At 36.6% G+C, this 21,789-nt stretch carries 13 protein-coding genes and 1 tRNA gene; 11 read left to right on the forward strand and 3 right to left on the reverse strand.

The window, feature by feature from the left end; genetic code table 11:
- Positions 1-360: 360 nt before the first annotated feature.
- The 3 genes from QZ657_RS09615 to QZ657_RS09625 form a co-directional block, all read right to left on the reverse strand.
- A complete protein-coding gene (locus QZ657_RS09615; RefSeq protein ID WP_291960627.1) occupies positions 361-1,827 on the reverse strand; it encodes a glutamate synthase subunit beta in 1,467 nt (488 codons plus the stop codon).
- A gap of 9 nt (positions 1,828-1,836) precedes the next feature.
- Entirely contained in the window at positions 1,837-6,345 is a 4,509-nt protein-coding gene (gltB, locus tag QZ657_RS09620; protein ID WP_291960625.1) for a glutamate synthase large subunit, read from the reverse strand.
- A gap of 319 nt (positions 6,346-6,664) precedes the next feature.
- Complete coding sequence (locus QZ657_RS09625; RefSeq protein WP_291966566.1) at positions 6,665-7,804, reverse strand: acyl-CoA dehydrogenase; 1,140 nt, start codon at positions 7,802-7,804, stop codon at positions 6,665-6,667.
- Positions 7,805-8,140: 336 nt separating this feature from the next.
- Between QZ657_RS09625 and nhaD the strand changes: the two genes are divergently transcribed.
- The 11 genes from nhaD (at position 8,141) to QZ657_RS09680 (ending at position 21,785) form a co-directional block, all read left to right on the forward strand.
- Positions 8,141-9,511: a sodium:proton antiporter NhaD gene (gene nhaD, locus QZ657_RS09630; protein ID WP_291966567.1), complete on the forward strand. Its 1,371-nt coding sequence runs from the start codon at positions 8,141-8,143 to the stop codon at positions 9,509-9,511.
- Positions 9,512-9,563: 52 nt separating this feature from the next.
- Positions 9,564-10,253, forward strand: coding sequence for a MotA/TolQ/ExbB proton channel family protein (locus QZ657_RS09635; protein ID WP_276473434.1), 690 nt, complete (start codon positions 9,564-9,566; stop codon positions 10,251-10,253).
- 9 nt (positions 10,254-10,262) lie between these two features.
- Positions 10,263-10,649, forward strand: a complete 387-nt coding sequence (locus QZ657_RS09640) for an ExbD/TolR family protein (RefSeq protein ID WP_276473435.1) — start codon at positions 10,263-10,265, stop codon at positions 10,647-10,649.
- Positions 10,650-11,588, forward strand: coding sequence for an energy transducer TonB (locus QZ657_RS09645; protein WP_291966569.1), 939 nt, complete (start codon positions 10,650-10,652; stop codon positions 11,586-11,588).
- Positions 11,585-12,796 (forward strand): bifunctional folylpolyglutamate synthase/dihydrofolate synthase, encoded by a 1,212-nt coding sequence (locus QZ657_RS09650; protein WP_291966572.1) that lies wholly within the window; start codon positions 11,585-11,587, stop codon positions 12,794-12,796. The genes QZ657_RS09645 and QZ657_RS09650 overlap by 4 nt, the downstream gene beginning before the upstream one ends.
- A gap of 59 nt (positions 12,797-12,855) precedes the next feature.
- A tRNA-Val gene (locus tag QZ657_RS09655) sits at positions 12,856-12,930 on the forward strand.
- Positions 12,931-13,835: 905 nt separating this feature from the next.
- Positions 13,836-16,952, forward strand: a complete 3,117-nt coding sequence (locus QZ657_RS09660; RefSeq protein ID WP_291966574.1) for a SusC/RagA family TonB-linked outer membrane protein — start codon at positions 13,836-13,838, stop codon at positions 16,950-16,952.
- Between the two features lie 18 nt (positions 16,953-16,970).
- A complete protein-coding gene (locus QZ657_RS09665) occupies positions 16,971-18,425 on the forward strand; it encodes a RagB/SusD family nutrient uptake outer membrane protein (RefSeq protein WP_291966576.1) in 1,455 nt (484 codons plus the stop codon).
- 19 nt (positions 18,426-18,444) lie between these two features.
- A complete protein-coding gene (locus QZ657_RS09670) occupies positions 18,445-19,266 on the forward strand; it encodes a PKD domain-containing protein (protein WP_291960611.1) in 822 nt (273 codons plus the stop codon).
- Positions 19,267-19,417: 151 nt separating this feature from the next.
- On the forward strand, positions 19,418-20,860 hold the full coding sequence (locus QZ657_RS09675) for a hypothetical protein (protein WP_291966578.1): 1,443 nt from the start codon (positions 19,418-19,420) through the stop codon (positions 20,858-20,860).
- Positions 20,861-20,870: 10 nt separating this feature from the next.
- Positions 20,871-21,785 (forward strand): polysaccharide lyase family 7 protein, encoded by a 915-nt coding sequence (locus tag QZ657_RS09680; RefSeq protein WP_291966580.1) that lies wholly within the window; start codon positions 20,871-20,873, stop codon positions 21,783-21,785.
- Positions 21,786-21,789: the final 4 nt, after the last annotated feature.

A 21,789-nucleotide genomic window follows, 5' to 3' on the forward strand; every position in this document is an offset into this window, starting at 1 on the left:
CGCCTTTTTCGAAAGCCCCTTACAGTAATGTAAGGGGCTTTTTTTATACCTTAAAATGAAAAAAACTCGGGTAATATAAGTTTTACACTATTTTCATACGGACTTATTATACATCTGGGGTAATTTTAAGTGAAGTAGTTATACGTGTTCTCTTTGAATGCCCAAGGGCTAGTTCTGCTGTTTCATATAAGTTTAAGAGATGTAATGAGCCTAATAATGAGTACAGAAAAACATCTATTATTAATATTATGAGCTATTATTTCATGAATTTGAATATTGATAAGTGAAGTATAAGCCAAATAGATAAAAAAATCCGCAACCTTAACAGTTGCGGATTTGTAGTTTATAGGTAGTTAATAATTATACTCTAGGTAAATCACCTTCACCTTTCAATGGTAAAGCAGTTTCACCCATTAAATATTTATCTACATGATGTGCAGCTTGTCTTCCTTCTGAAATGGCCCAGACAATAAGAGATTGTCCCCTTCTCTGATCACCAGCAGCAAATACGCCGGGTACGTTTGTTTTATAATCATTTTCAGATGCCTTAATGTTGGTTCTTGCATCCATATCTAAACCCAATTGGTTCGCAACGGTATTTTCAGAACCGGTAAAGCCTAATGCTAATAAAGCCAAATCACACTTCCATTCTTTTTCAGTTCCTTCAACTTCTTTTAACTGTGGTCGTTGTCCTGGAGTTTTAATCCATTCTACTTCAGAAGTTATTAAACCAGTAAGGTTGCCATTTTGATCACCAATAAATTTTTTGGTAGATATACTAAAGAAACGTTCAGCACCTTCCTTGTGGGAAGAACTAGTTCTTAAGCGCATAGGCCAAAATGGCCAAGGCTGACCTTCGGGTCTTTCTGTAGTGGCCATTGGCATGATCTCGAAATTTGATACTGAAATTGCTCCATGTCTAAAAGATGTTCCAATACAATCTGATCCAGTATCACCACCACCGATAACAATTACATTTTTACCGGTTGCTTTGATTTCTTCTCCTAATTCTTTAATACCATCTACTCTTCTGTTGTTCTGTCCAAGAAAATCCATGGCTTGAACAACGCCTTTTAGGTCAGATCCTTCAATAGGTAAATTTCTTCTAATAGTAGCTCCACCTGTTAAAACAATAGCATCAAAATTTTGTTTTAATTCATCAGCTTTTATATCTACTCCAATGTGTACTCCACATTTAAATGTAATTCCTTCTTCTTTTAAAATTTCTAAGCGACGATCAATGACATTTTTTTCCATTTTAAAATCGGGAATTCCGTAACGTAAAAGTCCGCCCGGTTTTTCATCACGTTCAAAAACAGTTACGTTATGACCTGCTCTGTTCAGTTGTTGTGCCGTAGCCAAGCCTGCAGGTCCTGATCCAACGACAGCAACTTTTTTGTCAGTTCTGGTAAGTGGTGGTTTGGCTGAGATCCAACCTTTTTCAAAAGCAGTTTCTACAATATTTTTTTCAATATTCTCAATACTTACCGGATCTTCATTAATACCCAAAACACATGCCTCTTCGCATGGTGCCGGGCACAATCTACCGGTAAATTCAGGAAAGTTGTTTGTAGAGTGTAGAATTTCACTAGCTTTTTCCCACTTGCCACGGTAAACTGCATCGTTAAAATCAGGAATTAAATTTCCTAATGGGCAACCGCTATGGCAAAAAGGAATTCCACAGTCCATGCAACGGGCACCTTGCTCCTTTAAATCCTTTTCAGGTAATGGTACTGTAAATTCTTTGTAGTTTTTTAAACGCTCCTCAACCGGTTCGTATGCTTCAATTTTTCTGTCGAATTCCAAAAATCCTGTTGTCTTTCCCATGTTCCGATCTTAAATAGTTTGTAAGTTTTCTTCCTCTAATCTTATTAAAGCCTGTCTGTATTCTTCAGGTAAAACCTTTACGAATTTAGGTAGATAGGATTCCCAGTTTTCTAAAATTCGTTGTGCTAATGGACTTGATGTTGAATTGTAGTGACTTTCAATTAAGTCTTTCAATTGTTGAATATCTTCTTTTTCGTTGACTTCTAAAAGATTAAGTCCTTCAACGCTGCATCTCTTTTTAAAGGTTTTGTTACTGTCCAGTACATAGGCAATACCACCGCTCATACCTGCTCCAAAATTTCTTCCTACTTCGCCAAGTATAACGGCTACACCACCGGTCATGTATTCACAACCGTGATCACCTATTCCCTCAACTACCGCTTTTGCTCCTGAATTACGAACACAGAAACGCTCACCGGCTTTACCGTTAATATATGCTCTACCTGCTGTTGCTCCATAAAGAGTAACATTTCCGGTAATTACATTGTCTTCAGGTACTATAGTAGATTTCTCAGGGACCTTGATGACAAGTTTAGCTCCTGAAAGTCCTTTACCTAAGTAATCATTAGTATTACCGTTAACAATCATTGTAAGTCCTCTTGTAGCAAAAGCTCCGAAGCTCTGCCCTGCAGAACCTGTGAAATTTAATCTAAGCGTATTTATAGGTAATCCTTCAGCTCCGTAAGTTTTAGAGATTTCATTACTTATAATTGCACCAACTGCTCGATCAGTATTGCAAATAGGGTAATCTAATGTTAATTTTTCCTTTCTGAATAAGGAAGGATTGGCTTTTGCTATAATATCAAACTCGATAGATTTATCTATATCGTGTTTTTGCTTTTCGGTATTGTAAAATTTAGTTCCTTTAGGGACATCGACCTGATGTAGTATTGGTGTTAAATCAATACCAGCCGCTTTGTAGTGGTCAATTGCCTTTTTTCTATCTAGTTTTTGTACTTGACCAACCATTTCATTAATAGTCTTGAAACCTAGTTGAGCCATTATCTCACGTAACTCCTGTGCTACAAAATACATGTAATTGACTACGTGCTCAGGCTTACCCTTAAATTTCTTTCTTAATTCAGGGTTTTGAGTTGCAATACCTACTGGGCAAGTGTTTAAATGGCATACACGCATCATTATACAACCTGATGCAACTAGTGGGGCAGTGGCAAAACCGAATTCTTCAGCTCCCAATAGACAAGCTACGGCAACATCTCTGCCGGTTTTCAGTTGACCGTCACATTCTAAAATTATTCTGTTTCGTAAATCATTAAGAACTAGTGTCTGTTGAGCTTCGGCAATACCAAGTTCCCATGGTAGGCCGCAATGTTTTAACGATGTCAAAGGAGATGCTCCCGTGCCGCCGTCAAAACCAGAAACTAGTACTACGTCCGCTTTTGCTTTGGCTACACCGGCGGCAACGGTACCTACGCCCACTTCAGAAACTAATTTTACATTGATTCTTGCTTTTCTATTTGCAGATTTTAGGTCGTAAATTAATTGAGATAAATCTTCAATAGAATAAATATCGTGATGCGGAGGTGGTGAAATTAAACCTACATACGGAGTAGAGTTTCTTGTTTTTGCAATTTCAGGATTTACTTTAGGACCTGGTAACTGGCCACCTTCACCTGGCTTGGCACCTTGTGCCATTTTTATTTGAATTTCTTTAGCGTTAGTCAAATAATTGGAGGTTACACCAAATCTACCCGAGGCAACTTGTTTTATTGCGCTGTTTCTCCAATCACCGGTAGAATTTTTATAAAATCTGTTTTGATCTTCTCCTCCTTCACCTGAGTTACTTTTACCGCCAATACGGTTCATAGCGATCGCTAAATTTTCATGGGCTTCTTTACTGATTGATCCATAAGACATTGCACCGGTTTTAAATCTTTTTACAATTTCCGTCCAAGGTTCAACATCTTCTATTGGAATTGGGTCATAGTTAGAGAATTCAAAAAGACCTCTAATGGTCATTAGGTTTTTTGATTGCTCGTTGACCATATTGGAATACTCCTTATAAGTATCTGGTTCATTATTGCGAACAGATTTCTGAAGTTTTGCAATGGATAATGGATTGAACATGTGTTTTTCACCATCTCTTCTCCACCTGTACTCTCCACCAATTTCTAAATCTAAACTGGCATCAACTAGTTTTTTGTTAAAAGTTTTATGGTGACGTAAAGCAATTTCTTTCTCTATTTGATAAAGACCAATTCCTTGAATACGAGTTGGAGTGTTTGGAAAATATTTTTCTACGACTTTGGTGTTTATACCTATACATTCAAAAAGTTGAGAGCCACGGTATGAGTTTAAAGTAGAAATACCAATTTTGTTCATCACTTTTAAAATACCCTTACCAACCGCTTTGTTGTAATTTTTAATGGCATCATCAAATGATATTTCCGTGATATCATTTTCCTCTATTTGTTCGGCAATTATTTCATTTACCAAATAGGGGTTAATAGCACTTGCGCCAAAACCAAATAACAAGGCAAAATGATGTACCTCTCTAGGTTCGGCAGATTCTATGATTACACTAAGTTTAGAGCGTTTTCCAAGTTTCTGTAAACCGCTATTTACGAACGAGCACGCTAATAAGGCAGGTATAGGTGCCATGTTTTCATTCACGTTTCTGTCCGAAAGTATGATAATGTTAGCTCCTTCGTCTACAGCTTTTGATGCTTGGTCCAATACTGATTGCAAAGCATCCTCTAGACCGTTGTGTCCTTGTTTTATGGAATACAACATTGAAATGGAAACTACTTTGTAATCTGGGCTTACATCATAGTTTTTGATTTTGTCCAAATCCTCTTTTGAAATTACAGGATTTTGAATCTTAAGTTTTCTACAGTGTAATTCTGAAAACTCGAAAATATTATGATCGCTACCTAATGTTAAGCTGATATCGGTAATCAGTTCTTCGCGAATACCATCTAACGGAGGGTTGGTTACTTGGGCAAATAATTGTTTAAAGTAATTGTAAATTAGTTGTGGACGTTGGGATAAAACGGCAATAGGCGTATCAGAACCCATGGAGCCAATAGGCTCTTTGCCAGCTTTTGCCATTGGTAATACAATGGTATTGATATCCTCTATCGTATAGCCAAAAACGGACTTTCTCTTATCTAGCGTTTCTTCCCCTAAGAATAAAGGGCAATCGTTGTATGGGATATCTTTTAAATGTACTAAGTTGTCGTTTAGCCATTTTTTGTAGGGAAATTTTTGGGCAATGTTCTCTTTAATTTCTTCATCGTTGACAATTCTACCCTCTTCCATGTTCACTAAGAACATTTTGCCTGGTTGTAACCTTCCGTGGAATTCAACGTTATCAGGGGCAATGTCTACCACACCTGTTTCAGATGACATCACTACATAATCATCTTTTGTAACTGTATATCTAGATGGTCTTAAGCCGTTTCTATCTAAAACGGCACCTATAAAGTTACCGTCGGTAAAAGGTATAGAGGCTGGTCCGTCCCAAGGTTCCATCATACAGGAATGATACTCGTAAAATGATCTTTTAGCTTCGGACATCTCTGTATTTTTTTCCCAAGCTTCTGGAACTAGTATCATCATGACCTCCGGTAAAGATCTACCGGTCATTAATAAAAGTTCAACGACCATATCCATGGTTGCAGAATCTGACTTTCCAGGTAATATAATTGGAAGTACATTCTTTATTTCGTCACCGAACATGTCACTTTTCAGTAATTCCTCTCTAGAGAACATGCGGGTAACATTACCTCTTAAGGTGTTTATTTCACCGTTATGGCACATATATCTAAATGGTTGTGCCAAATCCCAAGTAGGGAAGGTATTGGTAGAAAAACGCTGATGAACCAATGCCAACCTGGTTACTACTCTAGAGTCCATAAGGTCAGAATAGTAAAGACTAATATCTAAAGGCATTAAAAGTCCCTTGAAAATTATTATTTTGGTAGATAAGCTAGGTACGTAAAAGAACTTGCTTTCGGAAAGCTTAGATTTAATAATCGTATGCTCGGTTATTTTCCTGGCAATAAAAAGTTTTAAGTTAAAATCAAAATACTCTTGATCCTCACTTTCTTTAGCTACAAATATTTGCTTAACGAAAGGCTCTGTTTCCGCTGCAATTCTACCGGGTATTGATCTATTGACCGGTACGTCTCTCCAGCCTAATAATCTTAAGCCTTGTTTTTTAATATTCTCTTCAAATACCGAGATGCAAAAATCCCTTTGATTTTCTTTACGTGGAAAGAAAATATTGCCAACGGCATAATCGCCTGCTTTTGGTAAGTCGAAGTTGCATACAGCCTGAAAAAAATCATGTGGTATATCTATTAGGATACCTGCACCGTCCCCTGTCTTACCGTCTGCGCTTACCGCTCCTCTGTGCTCTAAACGTTCAAGTATTTCTAACGCCTTATGTATAATGTCGTTAGATTTTTTTCCTTTAAGGCTACATATAAATCCAGCCCCACAGTTGTCATGTTCAAATTCCGGTAGATATAATCCTTGTTTCTTCAGTGTCATATTTTGTGGTATTTCTTCAAAAATATCAATTTTTTTAAATTATGTTCAACGATTGAAACAAATTCAAATAATAAATTCAACGAAATAAATAAAAGCTTAAAAAATCGATAATTATGAATTTTTAAAACCTTCAATTTATCATAATGATAAATTTAAGTTAATATTATCGAAAGCGATCAGTGAAGTAGGGGGTAAAAGTTAGTTTTTGTGACTTTCTAACAATTAAGTCTAACTTTATTGGGTAGTTAACAAAGTAAGATTATAGTTTAATGAAAAACACCCCTATAAATTATAGGGGTGTAATTAAATTTTTTTTTTTTTATTTTAAAATACTTCTTGAAATCACGATTTTTTGAATTTCAGAAGTGCCTTCGTATATCTGTGTTATTTTGGCATCTCTCATAAGACGTTCTACATGGTAGTCTTTTACGAAACCGTTTCCGCCATGAATTTGTACGGCTTCGACCGTTGTTTCCATTGCTACTTTAGAAGCATATAATTTTGCCATAGCACCAGATAGGTCGTAATCCCTATCATTGTCTTTATCTAATGCAGATTGGTAAACTAGTAATCTTGCAGCCTGTATTTCTGTATGCATGTCCGCTAATTTAAATGCAATGGCTTGGTGATTACTGATTTCTGTGCCAAAGGCCTTACGTTCCTTTGAATATTTTAAAGCAAGTTCGTAAGCGCCGGCCGCAATACCTAATGCCTGAGCGGCAATACCTATACGGCCACCGGCTAGAGTTTTCATGGCAAACTTAAAACCGAAACCATCTTCGCCAATTCTATTTTCTTTAGGCACTTTTACATCATTGAATATAAGTGAATGGGTATCGCTTCCTCTAATGCCTAATTTGTTTTCTTTTGGTCCTATTTCAAATCCTGGAATTCCTTTTTCAATAATAAGGGCGTTGATGCCCCTATGCTTTTTGTCCTTGTCCGTTTGAGCAATTACAATATAGGTGCTTGCTGTACCGCCATTGGTAATCCAGTTTTTGGTGCCATTAACAATATAATGGTCGCCCATATCTATTGCGGTAGTTTTTTGTGAAGTAGCATCGCTTCCCGCTTCTGGTTCAGAAAGGCAGAATGCACCTATTTGCTCGCCTGTGGTGAGTTTTGTAAGATATTTTTCTTTTTGTGCTTCAGTTCCAAATTTTTCCAATCCCCAGCAAACTAGAGAATTGTTTACTGACATAACTACCGACGTAGAGGCGTCAATTTTTGAAATTTCTTCCATAGCCAATACGTAAGAAAGAGTGTCTAGCCCACTTCCACCATATTTTGGGTCTACCATCATTCCTAAAAAGCCGAGTTCTCCCAGTTTTTTAATTTCTTCTTTTGGAAATCTTTGAGCATCATCACGTTCAATTACTCCTGCTAATAGCTCCGTTTGGGCAAAATCGCGTGCAGCTTCTTGTATAAGTTTTTGTTCTTCATTCAATGAAAAATCCATCTAATAATATATAAAGGTTAACTTCTCAAAGATAAAGATATAGTAGTTAAATATATTACTTAAGGGTCTCCTTTTGAACGATTTCATAACAATTTTGGGCTCATTGTAGGCTGTACGTTCATTTTAACATTTTCTTATACGTTAAATTGCCGTCGCCAAAAACCTGTTAAATTTATAATCATATTGATTTAAGTATTTGGATGTCAGATTACTTCGGTATTATTGTTAATTCATTAGGATTTCAAAGACAATTTTAAATATATTTGGAAGATTTATTTTTTAGAATTAGAACCTATATTTACAACTCATAACTAGTTACTCAAAAAACCAACGAATATGGAAACCATCATTGTTATTGTTTTTTTGGCGGGATATCTTGCCATTACCTTAGAACACAATCTTAAGATAGATAAATTAATCCCTGCATTGGCCATGATGGCTATTCTTTGGGCGCTTATTGCTCTTGGAATAGATGGCTACGAAAACTGGTTTGATTCTGCTCATCAAAGTCTAGTTGATGGTTTTGATAAGTTTGGGCATTTAGATAGAATGCACATGATGGAGGAGTCCCTTTTGCATCATTTAGGTAAAACTGCGGAAATTCTTTTCTTTCTTCTTGGGGCTATGACCATTGTAGAGATTATAGATTATTTTGATGGCTTTGCGACTATAAAAGGTTTTATCAAAACAAAGCAGAAAGGTAAGTTATTGTGGTTGTTTTCAATATTGGCATTCGTATTATCTGCAATCATAGATAACTTGACAGCTACCATTGTTTTGATTACCATATTGCAAAAGGTTATTAAGGACAGGGAAACTAAATTATGGTTTGCCGGTATGATCGTAATAACGGCAAATGCCGGTGGGGCTTGGTCGCCTATTGGTGATGTGACCACTACCATGTTATGGATTGCAAATAGGGTTAGTGCAGGTCAATTGGTGCTTCACGTACTTTTACCTTCATTGGTTTGTATGATTGTTCCAGTTGTGATTGCAAGTAGGTTCAAGGTCTTTAAAGGGTTGATCGATGGTGAATTGGATGGTGATAATTCTAAGTCTAAATATAGTGGTGTAATGTTATATTTAGGATTGGGGGCTATTCTTTTTGTTCCTATTTTTAAAACGGTTACCCACTTGCCTCCTTATGTTGGTATGATGTTATCATTGGCAGTTGTAGCAACTTTTGCAGAAATATATAGTAATAAAAAGTTTAGTATTTCTTCTGTAGATCAAGAGGGTCAAGACACCGAGGGGCACCATAGTCCTGTACATCATTCATTATCCAAAATTGAACTGCCAAGTATATTATTCTTTTTGGGGATTTTATTGGCAGTTGCCGCTATGGAATCTTTAGGGATACTCTTTAATGCTGCTGGAGCTCTTAATGAAGCTATACCTAATACGGACATAGTAGTTATGTTGTTTGGTCTGGGATCGGCAGTTATTGATAACGTACCATTGGTTGCGGCAAGTATGGGTATGTTCAGTGAGCCTTTAGATAGTCCGTTATGGCATTTTATCGCTTATTCTGCCGGTACTGGTGGTAGTATGTTGATTATTGGTTCTGCAGCCGGTGTAGTTGCGATGGGTATGGAGAAAATTGATTTTTTCTGGTATCTTAAAAAAATTGCTTGGTTGGCATTGTTAGGTTTTGTTAGTGGTGCAATCGTATTTATATTATTGAGAGATTTTGTTCTTCACGGATAATTTAATTCGCAAATCGTCGTTATAAAGGCAAATTCAATACTTAAAGAATATTATGTTATTATTCCAGGATTTGGCTCAAGATGCGAGCGAAGAATTATTGTCTGAAGAGAAAACACTTTCGGTCATAGATTTAATATTTAATGGGGGTACAGGTAGTGTAATCATTATCTCCGTTTTATTTATAATGTTAGGCGTGGCTCTTTATATTTATTTTGAACGATTATTGGCAGTTAATGCTGCGTCTAAAATAGATAAGAATTTCATGAATCAGATTCGTGATTACGTGACCACGGGTAAACTAGATGCGGCAAAAATTTTATGTGCTCAAACAGATTCGCCGGTAGCTAGATTAACGGAGAAAGGTGTATCTAGAATAGGCAAGCCTTTAGATGATATAAATACCGCAATAGAAAATGCAGGTACTCTTGAAGTATATAAGCTAGAGAAAAATGTAAGTATTTTGGCAACTGTGGCCGGTGCGGCTCCAATGATCGGTTTCTTGGGAACTGTTATTGGTATGATTCTTGCCTTTCATGAAATGGCCAGTAGTGGAGGCCAAGCGGAAATGGGTTCATTGGCATCAGGTATTTATACGGCCATGACTACAACCGTTGCCGGTCTTATTGTGGGTATTATTGCCTATGTTGGTTATAACCACTTAGTGAATAGAACTGATAAGGTTGTCCACAAAATGGAAGCTAACGCAGTGGAATTCTTAGATTTATTAAACGAACCTCTTTAATTTTATACTATGAAATTAAAAGGAAGAAATAAAGTCAGTCCAGACTTTAGCATGTCTTCAATGACAGATATTGTATTCTTGTTATTGGTGTTTTTTATGCTAACAGCGAATTCACCTAACGCTTTGGATTTATTGCTACCAAAGGCAAAAGGAAAATCTACTAATACTCAAAATGTATCGGTAAGTATAGATAAGAACCTACAGTACTTCGTTAATGACGAACGTATAAATGGCGAGTATGTTGAAATAGAGTTAAAAAAGGCTTTGGCAGGTCAAGATAGTCCTACGATAATTCTTAGGGCAGAAGAAAGTGTGGCCATAAAAGAAGCGGTAAATGTTATGGATATCGCGAATAGGAACAATTACAAAGTTATTTTGGCGGTACGCCCAAACTAAATGGCATTTTTAGATACGAAACATAAAAAGAAATCATTGACACTTACCACACTGTTGTTAAGTGCACTTTTATTGGTTTTATTTTATATCGGTCTAAACTATATGGATCCACCTGAAGAAAATGGGATTTCTGTTAACTTCGGTACTATGGAATTTGGTAGCGGTAAGGTTCAGCCAAAAGAAAAGATACAATCAGAACCATTAGATACTCCACCCGTTGAGCCAACCGAGCAAGAGGTCGCAGAAGCTATAGAAGAACCTGTAGAGGAGGTTGAAGAGGCTGTTGCCGATAAGGAAGCTCCTGCGGAAAAAGCATTAACTCAAGAAAATGATGAGTCTATAAAAATAGATCAGGCAAAAGAGGCAAAAAGAAAAGCTGACAAAGCTGCTGCAGATGCTAAAAGAAAGGCAGAAGCAGAAGAGAACAGGAAAAAGGCAGAAGCCGCACGTATAGCCAAGCAAAAGAAAGAAGCCGAAGACAAGGCGCGCCAAGAGCAAGAAGCCAAGAAGAAAGCTTTAGATGCAATGATGGGTGGGCTTAATAAATCTGATGGCACGGCATCTGGTAGTGAAGGTGATGATAATAGGGCAGGCGATAAGGGGCAGCCAGATGGTGATCCATATGCTACCAGTTATTATGGTAGTCCAGGTAGTGGTAGTGGTACTGGTGGTTACGGATTAAATGGACGTTCACTGGTCAACAAAGGTAAGGTGCAGCAAGAATGTAACGAGTCTGGCAGAGTAGTGGTCAAAATAATTGTTGATCGCAATGGAAAAGTGGTTAGTGCAGAGCCAGGTGTAAAAGGTACCACCAATAATAACCCATGCTTATTGGAGCCCGCTAGGAAAACTGCATTTATGCATAAATGGAATTTAGACGGTAACGCTCCAAGTAGGCAAGTAGGTTTCGTAGTAGTAAATTTCAAATTAGGAGAGTGACCTATAAAGAGACATTAGATTGGATGTTTGCTCAGCTTCCAATGTATCAGAATAAAGGTAAAAGCGCCTTTAATTCAAAGATGGACGGCATTTTAAAACTTGCCGGGCATTTAGAAAATCCTCACAAAAAATTTAAAAGTATACATGTTGCCGGAACCAACGGAAAAGGTTCAAGTAGTCATTTGTTGGCCTCTGTTTTACAAGAATCAGGTTATAAAGTTGGTTTGTATACCTCGCCCCATTTGAAAGATTTTAGAGAACGTATACGTATCAACGGTAAGAAGATAGCAAAGAATTGGGTAGTCCGTTTTATAGCGGACAACAAATCTTTTTTTAACGCTAATAGGCTTTCTTTTTTTGAAATGAGTGTTGGTATGGCGTTTTCATATTTTGCCCATGAAAAGGTTGATATCGCTATTATAGAAGTGGGATTAGGTGGAAGACTTGATTCAACAAATATAATTATACCAGAGGTTAGTTTAATAACGAACATAGGGTTAGATCATACCGATATGTTGGGTGATACTCTTGCTAAGATAGCAAAAGAGAAAGCTGGGATAATTAAAAAAGAAATTCCTGTAGTTATTAGTGAGTTTGATGAAGAAACGGCTCCAGTTTTCAAATCTGTAGCAAAAGATAAGAACTCCAAAATAATTTTTGCGGAAGAATTTGATTATCCGGACTATGAAATTGGTTTATTAGGTGCTTATCAAAAGAAGAACGTAAAAGGGGTGCTTGCTACGTTAAATGCTTTGCCTGGCTTTAAGGTCTCTAACCGTGATATAGCACATGGGCTAAAAAATGTAGTTCTTAATACTCGGTTAAAGGGAAGATGGCAGCAAATTGGCTCAGATCCTACTATAATTTGTGATACGGCCCATAACAAGGAAGGTATTGAATTGGTGATTGAGCAAATCAATAGGCAAAAATTTGAGCATTTACATATTGTTATAGGTTTTGTAAAGGGTAAGGATATGGATAAAATTTCAGCCCTTTTTCCAAAAAATGCAACTTATTACTATTGTAAGCCAAAAAATTTTCGGGGACTTGATGAAAAAGATTTGTCAAGCACTTTTTCTAATAAAGGATTTACCGGAAATATTTATAATTCTGTAAATAAGGCACTTATGGCGGCAAAAAAAAGCGCCCAAAAAAATGATTTTATATATGTAGGCGGAAGTAATTTTGTAGTTGCGGAAGTTATTTAAAATTTTATTGATTTTTCTTTTGTGAAATGTAAAAGTATTATATATTTGCACCCCCATTGGGGCTCTTAGCTCAGTTGGTTCAGAGCACCTGCCTTACAAGCAGGGGGTCACTGGTTCGAATCCAGTAGGGCCCACAGGATTAAAGGCTTTCATGAAAATGAAAGCCTTTTTTATTTCTACAACATTTATAGTATAAATTCTTACCTCATTTTGTAATGCTATAGATTGAATTTTTGTTTTTGTAAAGCTCTTGTTTAGAAGGTGGGTTAAATAGCCTGATATTACATTCATTTTGCATGTAATAGTAGGTGATTTTTGGTGCTTTTTACCTTTTTAGAAAGATAATCAGTGAGTAAAATCCTGTTTATAATTGTTACACTTCTCGGGTTGATTTTGGTATTTACATGCCAGACCGGCAATGTTAAGTAGTGATAATGTGCAAAATTTTCAAAATTCTATTCTTCTTGTATTCATATCTTAATTATAATCTATACCTAGCTGTATATATCTTACTTTTAGTAGGTAGGATCCCAATAAACACGGGGTCTCAGTTGATTTTGCGTAATTCTTATAAGTAGTGTTATTATTTATCAATTGCGCAATTTATGAGGGGTAAATTCTATAAAATCACAATAAAATTACCCTGAAATCATCAAAGTAATTTTTTTTAACAATATAATAACATATATTTGGTAAACCAGTTTGATGAACCAATTTGGTAAACCAGTTAAAAAATAGAATCAATACTAACTAAAAGAGAAGAGATGAAACGCTAAGAGAATCACATATAAAAAAGGACGGGTGCTCGCCCATCCTTTTCGTAAAAAAAATTACTTCATGTCCAACGGAAGTAATGCAAAAAACATGTAAATATTACTACAAACACATTTCCTAGTAAAAATAGGAATTTTCATTGATTTAAGATGAAAGTGTTGATAGTAGTAATTGGATATTATAATGCGAGATATACAATCGCATTTTAAGTAGATCAAAAAGATGGCACAAGCCAATTCAATAGAACTAACTTAATATAACACAGATGAATTTTAAATTAAAAATTTTTATGGTTGTAATGTTGCTTGTCAACATTCAATTATTTGCACAAGACTCCTATGACTTATCAGGTACGGTGGTAGATGCAAACAATGTGCCAATACCTGGTGCAAATATCGTTGTAGCGAATACAACAAGAGGTACACAAAGTGATTTTGATGGAAATTTTACCATCAAAGTATCTAGTGGAGATATTTTACGTTTTTCATATATAGGCTACACTACTGAAACTGTAGCAATTGTTTCGCAAAAAACAGTTAGCGTTACTTTAAAAGAAGACGCCAGTCAACTGGATGAAGTTGTTGTAGTTGGTTATGGAACGCAAAAAAAATCTACCGTTACCGGTTCAATTTCTAAAGTAACCAACGAAAAGTTAGATCAAATAGCTGTATCAAGGGTTGATGATGCATTAATAGGTCAGGTTTCAGGTGTTAATATTCAGGCTACCAATGCTGAGGCAGGTGGGGCTCCTACCATTACTATTAGAGGTATAGGTTCCGTAACCGCTGATTCTGGTCCTGCATTGGTAATTGACGGGGTTGTAGTAAGTTCAGAATTCTTAGGTAACCTTGATATGAACGATGTGGAATCTTTTGAGGTATTAAAAGATGCTGCTTCTGCTGCAATTTATGGTAGTGAAGGATCTAACGGTGTAATTTTAATTACAACTAAAAGTGGTAAGGCTGGAAAGACCAAATTTAGCTATCAGACATATACAGGTATTAAAAGTGCCCATGGTAGTGATGATTACAGAAAAAGTGTAGCAGAGTGGGCTAAAATAGAACAAGCTGCAACGGGTACACTTTCAAATGAAACTCAATATGCACAATTATTGGTTCAGGCTACAGGAGTAGATAGGGATTGGCAAGATGTTTTCTTTGACGGAGGAGCAATAACCAGTCATTCTTTATCGGCTAGAGGTGGTTCGGAAGACACTAAATTCAGTACTTCATTAAGATATCTTCATGATGAAGGTGTTGTTATTACAGATGATTTTAAATTATTCTCTGCCAATATGAAAGTTGATTCAAAAATTGGTGAGAAAGCAAGATTCGGTATTAGGGCTACGCCTTCTTATACAAAACAAAGAAGATTGCCGACCTCTATTCATAATCCTACGCGCCAATCTCCATGGTTACCTATTTATCATACGGAAGAATCACTTCAGTTTATTGATAGGGAGTCTGGTAACGGGCAATATGCAGATGTTGGTGTAGGAGATTATTTCTTTGAAAACCACCTGGTTGAATTAGATATTAATGGAGATGGTAGTGATAGCAGGCCTCGTACATCGGGTGATTCTAATCCTTATGCGCAATATGTTGAAAGAGAGCATTTTGAGTATAACACTAAATTATTCGGTTCTACGTATTTAAGCTATGAGCTTTTGGATGGTTTGACTGCTAAAACACAGTTAGGTGTTACTTTGGAGCAAAGAAAAAGAACAAGGTATGACGGTACAAAGCATCATGCCAGTGGTGCGGCCAGATCTTCATATTACCTGGCAAATAGATTTAGAACTAGAATAATTTCCGATAATACCCTTAACTATAATAAGACTTATGGTGATGATCATGATTTAAACGTTTTATTGGGTGCAACTATTCAAAAAAGAAAATCAGAGGAAAGCATTACAGAGGGTAGTGGTTTTTCAAATGACTTGTTAAAGAATTTCCAAGGAGCTACGGTTGTTGATCTTCCTACTGAAATTAATACGGAGCTTAAAAAGATAGGTTATTTTGCTCGTGTTAACTATGCGTATAAAGGAAAGTATTTGGTAAATGCATCTTTTAGACGAGATGGTAGTTCTGTTTTTGGCGTAGATTCTAAGTGGGGTAACTTCCCTGCGGTTTCATTAGGTTGGAACGTTGCTAAAGAAAATTTCTTGTTGAACAGCGATGTTGTGAATACAATGAAGTTTAGAGCTAGTTATGGTCTTACGGGTGCAGAGAACTTTAATGTAGGTGACGCTATTGTAAATGCATGGCCTTATTTAGCATTGTTGCAGAATTCAAATTCAATTGATAATGGTAGTATTGCAGCTGGTGTGTCACCATTAAATATTGCCAATACATTGTTACAATGGGAGGCATCTAAAGAATTGACAGTTGGTTTGGATTACGGCTTTTTCAACAATAGGATCTCAGGTTCTATTGATTATTATGAAAGAACTAGTGATGAGTTGTTGTTGAACAACCCTGTTTCCTATATCTCAGGTTTCAATAGTGGTATCGTTAATTTGGGTGAGGTCCAAAATAAAGGTTTGGAACTTGAAATAAGAACTAGAAATGTTTCAAACGAGAATTTTTCATGGAACTCAACTTTGATCGCATCTACAAATAAAAATGAGCTTTTAAGTTTTGGTGATTCTAACAATGCGTTAATTGAAGATACCTACGGTAGAAATTCGCAATGGATCAATAGAATAGGAGAGCCTATTTCTTCTTTTTGGGGTTACGTAGTAGATGAAGAAGCTTTTGATGAAACTTCTTTTAGAACAACATATGTTGACAGTCCTTGGAACAGGATCAATGGTCAGTCTGATGATACGATTGTAAAAGATTTAAACGGAGATGGGTTGATTACGGAAGAGGATAAAACAATTTTAGGTAGTCCGTATCCAGATTTGGTATATAGTTTTACCAATGAATTTAAATTCGGGAATGTAGACTTTTCTTTCATGGTTCAAGGTAGTCTTGGAGCTCAGGTCAACAATATAGGTGATCAATATTTTTACAACTGGTTTGGTAACAGAACAAGAAGTGGTGGAGAGTTAGAAGCTGTTGCCAATGGTCTTGTATCCGATGTTTCGTTTATCCAGGAAAAAGTATTGACAAGCGATGTTATTGCAAGTGCGGATTATTTCTCTTTACGTAATGTAAACCTAGGTTATAATTTTTCAAATGATGTTGCAGAACGTATAGGGGTAAGTGGTCTAAGAGTTTATGCTACTGCTCAGAATTTGCTTTATATCACTGCAGATGATTATCACGGTTTCAATCCAGAGCATATAGATGGTAGTAACCCAAGAGCTTATGGTTCTCAAAGAGCAGGTACACCAATTTTTAGAACGGTTACAGTTGGTCTTAACGTTGATTTTTAATCTAAAAACAAACAAACGATGAAACATATAAAATATTTAATAATTGCAGTAACGGTATCCGTATTTGTTTCCTGTGATAGTGAAGAGTTTTTAAATCCATTGCCAGACACTGCTGTTGCGGTAGATGGGTTCTTTCAATCAGATGCTGATGTGTTATCCGGTATTTATGGTATATATGACGCCTTGCAAGGTGTTAATAGTAATACCGAGTCTAATATAGGCAACTTTAACAGAGGTGTACAATTTGAGCACCTTTTAACAGAGCACAGAACGGATAATACAAGAAATGCTACCCTTGAGGGTTCTAAAGCTGATTTTCATAGATATGTGGTCAATGCCAACAATGTTGAATCAGAAGATTATTACGCATCTATGTATGAAGTAATTTTTAGGGCTAACAATATATTGGATTTTATAGATGTGGCAGATGAAGGTAATCAGGCTAAATATGCTGCAGAAGCAAAATTTCTAAGAGCATATGCTTACTTTAAATTGGTAAGAATGTTCGGTGATGTGCCGTTGGTGACATCAGTAGTGGGTCCTACGGATAATGAAGCTCTATTTACTAGAATTCCTTCAGCTCAGGTTTATGATCAGATCATAGCAGATTTACAAGAAGCGGCAAGTGAATTGGATAATTCATCTAAATCTAGGGCTTCTAAAGCCGCGGCCCAAGGTGTATTGGCCAAGGTGTATTTGTCATTGGCATCTCCTGATTATGCTGCTGCACGCCAATTATGCGAATCTATAGTAAACAGCGGTCAATTTAGTTTAATGAGTGATTTTCACGATGTTTTTTATGATGAACTGAACAACGAAATAATTTTTGCCATTCAGTATATTCCAGGAAACAGTGCGGAAAGTCAAAGTTTTTCATCTGAATTTACTTCTTCTATACGTGCAGGACAAGAAGACGGTCAAAACATTGTTAATGATAATCTAAGGTTAGATTTTATAGCCTTTGGAGGAAATAGAACGGAAACTTCAATTACTGATCTAAATGGTTCGCTTTTGGACGATAGAAATGAGGTAGCCAAATTTTTCCCGGACGGCTTTGATTCTACAGCTGAACCAGCATACGGCCCTAATGCCCGTAATGCCGGTAATGACTATATAGCTTTACGTTATGCAGATGTTCTTTTAATGCATGTGGAAGCTATAATGGCAGGTGCCGCATCTACTACAGATGCTGCGGCCTTGGCATCTTTTCAAGCGGTAAGGGATAGAGCCGGTTTAACTGATGCAGTTTCTAGTATTACAAAGGAAGAACTTTTAACGGAAAGAAGAGTTGAGTTGGCCTTTGAAAATCAGCGTTGGTTCGATCTACTAAGATTCGGTGTTGCCGAGGCTGTATTAAGTGCTCATTCTGCTGAAATGGGATATGTGTTCGATGCTAGAAAATTATTGTTGCCTATACCGGCAAGAGAAATAAATATAAGTGGTGGACTTTTGACACAAAACCCGGGATATTAAATTTTAAAACTTTTAAACTATGAAAATTAAACAAAATATTTTCCGAAAAACAACGCTACTGCTATTTACTGTAGTATTGGCAAGTTCTTTTGTTGGTTGTGTTGGTTCAGATACTTTTAGGGATGATTTGCCAGATTCCAATTCTAAGGCAGATACAATATTTCCAGAAGCTAATTTTGACTATACGGCTGATCAAGAAGATTTTACGATCATAAACTTTACAGATCTTTCAACAGAGGCATCTTCCTATTTATGGGATTTTGGTGGTGGTGAAACATCTACAGATCGCGATCCTACTTTTCAATTTCCTGGAGAAGGGACGTTTCCTGTTACTTTAGTTTCTAGTGATGGTAACGGTGTTACTTCTACAATTACTTTAGATGTAGTCGTTGTAGATGAGTTAGTTGCTGCTTTTCAATGTCCAGATTTTTTATGTAGCCCAAGAACGCCATGGGCTGGTGTGGATAGAGGAACAACAAGTTCTTATTCGGCAAGTTCTTCACCAACTCCACCAGAAGGTAATGGTGCTGCCAAATTAAGTAGTAGTTCTAATTTCCTTGATCAAAGTATTCGTGTAGTAGCAGGTGCAACTTATGAAGTAACATTTTGGTATGTTAGTAAAACTACCGGTACTTCTGCGGGTACTTTGTTGATCGAAGATGCTGACACCGGTGATGATTTTCTTTTACAGGAAATTCCGTTGACCGATCAAGCTTCGGCCTATGTTCAAACATCGTTCACTTTTACAACAGGTGAGGCAACTGAGAATATGAGATTCAATATAGAATATGCCGGGACAGAATGCAGGTTCTCTAAAATTAGTATTGATAGGCTAAATTAATGATAGCTCTTGAAAAGATAGTTTAGAAATGTTTTTGCTTTTAAGTGCGGTTTCATTTTTAAATTATCCTTCAAGACATCATGTATTCTCTTAAGCGGAAATTTCAACTGTTTAAGAAGCATCTAACAAAAAATTAAAAAAATATAATATTATGAGTTTAATAAAAAAAGGAATTAGTGCCCTTTTAATAACCGGTTTGATCATGTCATGTGATGAAGATGGTTATGAGCCAATTGAGCCGGTAGATTCTTCTGGTGGTTCTATTGGGAGTGTGTTTTCAAGTTTTGATGTATCGGCTAGTGGAGATGGTACAATTGTTACGGTAAAACCATTGACTGTAGGTGTAGATTCATACGTCATTGACTTTGGTGATGGTAGCAGTCCGTTAACCGCATTGCAAGGAGAGTCCGCTACGTATGATTATTCTAATGTAGAAGCATCTGCAGATTATACAATTACTGTAACTACCAAGGCGGCAGGGCAGGCAGATCTTGTAAAGACCGAAGATATTACGGTTGAGCATACCGTACCTTCTATTGATACAGCCCCCAGTTCACCAGAGATCAAAAGATATAATATATTGAACATTTATACGGATGCAAGTTCTGTTGGTTCAGCAGGTACAGGTGGCAAGGCTATTGTTTTGGATTCTGGTAACAATTTATTGGAATTTTCTAGGTTGCACAGTACCGTTGGAGAGTTTGCACTGAGTGATGAGGTTGTTGCGGCAGATGCGTTCTATAGCGGTGTAGGTTCTAATGATATTCATTTTGATGTGTATTCTGAGTTTGCCACAGGTATAGACAAGTTAAAGATTACTTTAGTGGATAGCACCAATGGTACCAGCCATGTAATTGATGACTTGGATTTGATTGATGGTGAATGGACAGGGTTTGATTTTAGTTTGGCAACGGATTTTTCTACGCCGGTTACTCAATTCGAAACTATTCTTTTTGAAGTAGGAAGTACTGGTACTGCAAATGATCATGCAACCATTACCGTAGATAATATTTATATGTCAAGAATGACGGGTGCTACAATTTTGAACGGTGATTTTGAGGATGGTCAAGATTTCTGGAAATGGTCAACATTTACAGACGGTAATACCAATCCTTTTGGATCTAGTTCTGATGGTTCTAACCAAGATTATGACGGGGTTGATACCGGCAGTAAGACAAGAGGAGCTAAGTGGTCATCAAGTCAATCTGGCGGAGACCTAAGAACTTCTAGTTCTAGATATGCCTATCAAGAGCTTATTTTGGAGCCTGGCACAGATTATATTTTAGAGTATCAATATGCTATTAAAGACGATAGTGGTACGGATCCTATAGGCGGCAGAAAAGTAGTTGGCCTGATCTTGAACGGTCACTATGATGATGGTGCGGATGCCGTTGATAATATTGGGGATAATTTAGGTTTTAACGAAGGTTATGTTGCAGAAGGTAAGTTTTCTGATACTACAGATGGTGCAGGTACGTTGGTACAGATTCCATTTACTGCAAACGATAGTGGAGAAGTTGCCATAATGTTCTATGCGGTAACTCCAAAAGATGCATATGTAGATAATGTGAAGGTTCGTTCAGTGAATCCTTAATTTATAATTTATGCAAAACACCCGAAACGGAATATTGGTATTTATAGTATTGCTATTTCTATCTGTAAACGCTACTTCTCAAAAACAGAAAAGTAGCGTTTCAGAATCGGATGTAGAACTAAAAAAAATCAAAAAAAAGAAGAAAAAGAAAGTCAGGTTACCCCAAATCGATTTAAACAATTGGAAGGTTACAATTCCTGAAGGTAGTGGTAAAGGAGGGGCAATCAGTGTAGCACCGCCAGAAATTTTAAATTATGCTACAAATGAGGTGCTTAAGCCTTATATGTATAATGATTCTACAAAAGGTGCACTTACGTTCTATGCTTACCCCACCTCGGCAACCACCGCTAACACTAAATATTCCAGGTCAGAACTTAGGGAGCAAATGGTTCCTGGAAACGACAACGTAAATTGGACTTTCAAGCAAGGAGGCACATTAAGTGCAAAATTATCTGTTGATGAAGTTTCTAGAGATAAAAACGGTAAGTACCATAAAGTAATCATTCTACAGATTCATGGTCGCTTGACCAATAATCAAAAAGAGTTAATAAAACAAAAGGATAATAATGCACCGCCGGTATTAAAAATATATTGGCAGAACGGTAAAATTAGGGTCAAAACAAAAAAATTAAAATATGCAGATGTGAATGCTATGGGTATATTACATGAAGAGGCGTGGACAGATGATGAGGGTTTCAATTTTGAAGAAGAAGTGGGCTTTGGTAAATTTCAAATAGAAGTAAAAGTTACGGATGGTAAAATGGTGGTTTCACTGAACAAAAATGAATATGCCGTTTATGACGATTTTAATATGAAAAGATGGGGCGTTTTTGAGAATTATTTTAAAGCAGGAAATTATTTTCAAAGTAGGGATGAAGGTTCATTTGCCAAGGTCAGTTTTTATGAACTTGAAGTGAAGCATTAATAAA

Source organism: Maribacter sp., from assembly GCA_020629415.1.
Taxonomy (GTDB): domain Bacteria; phylum Bacteroidota; class Bacteroidia; order Flavobacteriales; family Flavobacteriaceae; genus Maribacter; species Maribacter huludaoensis.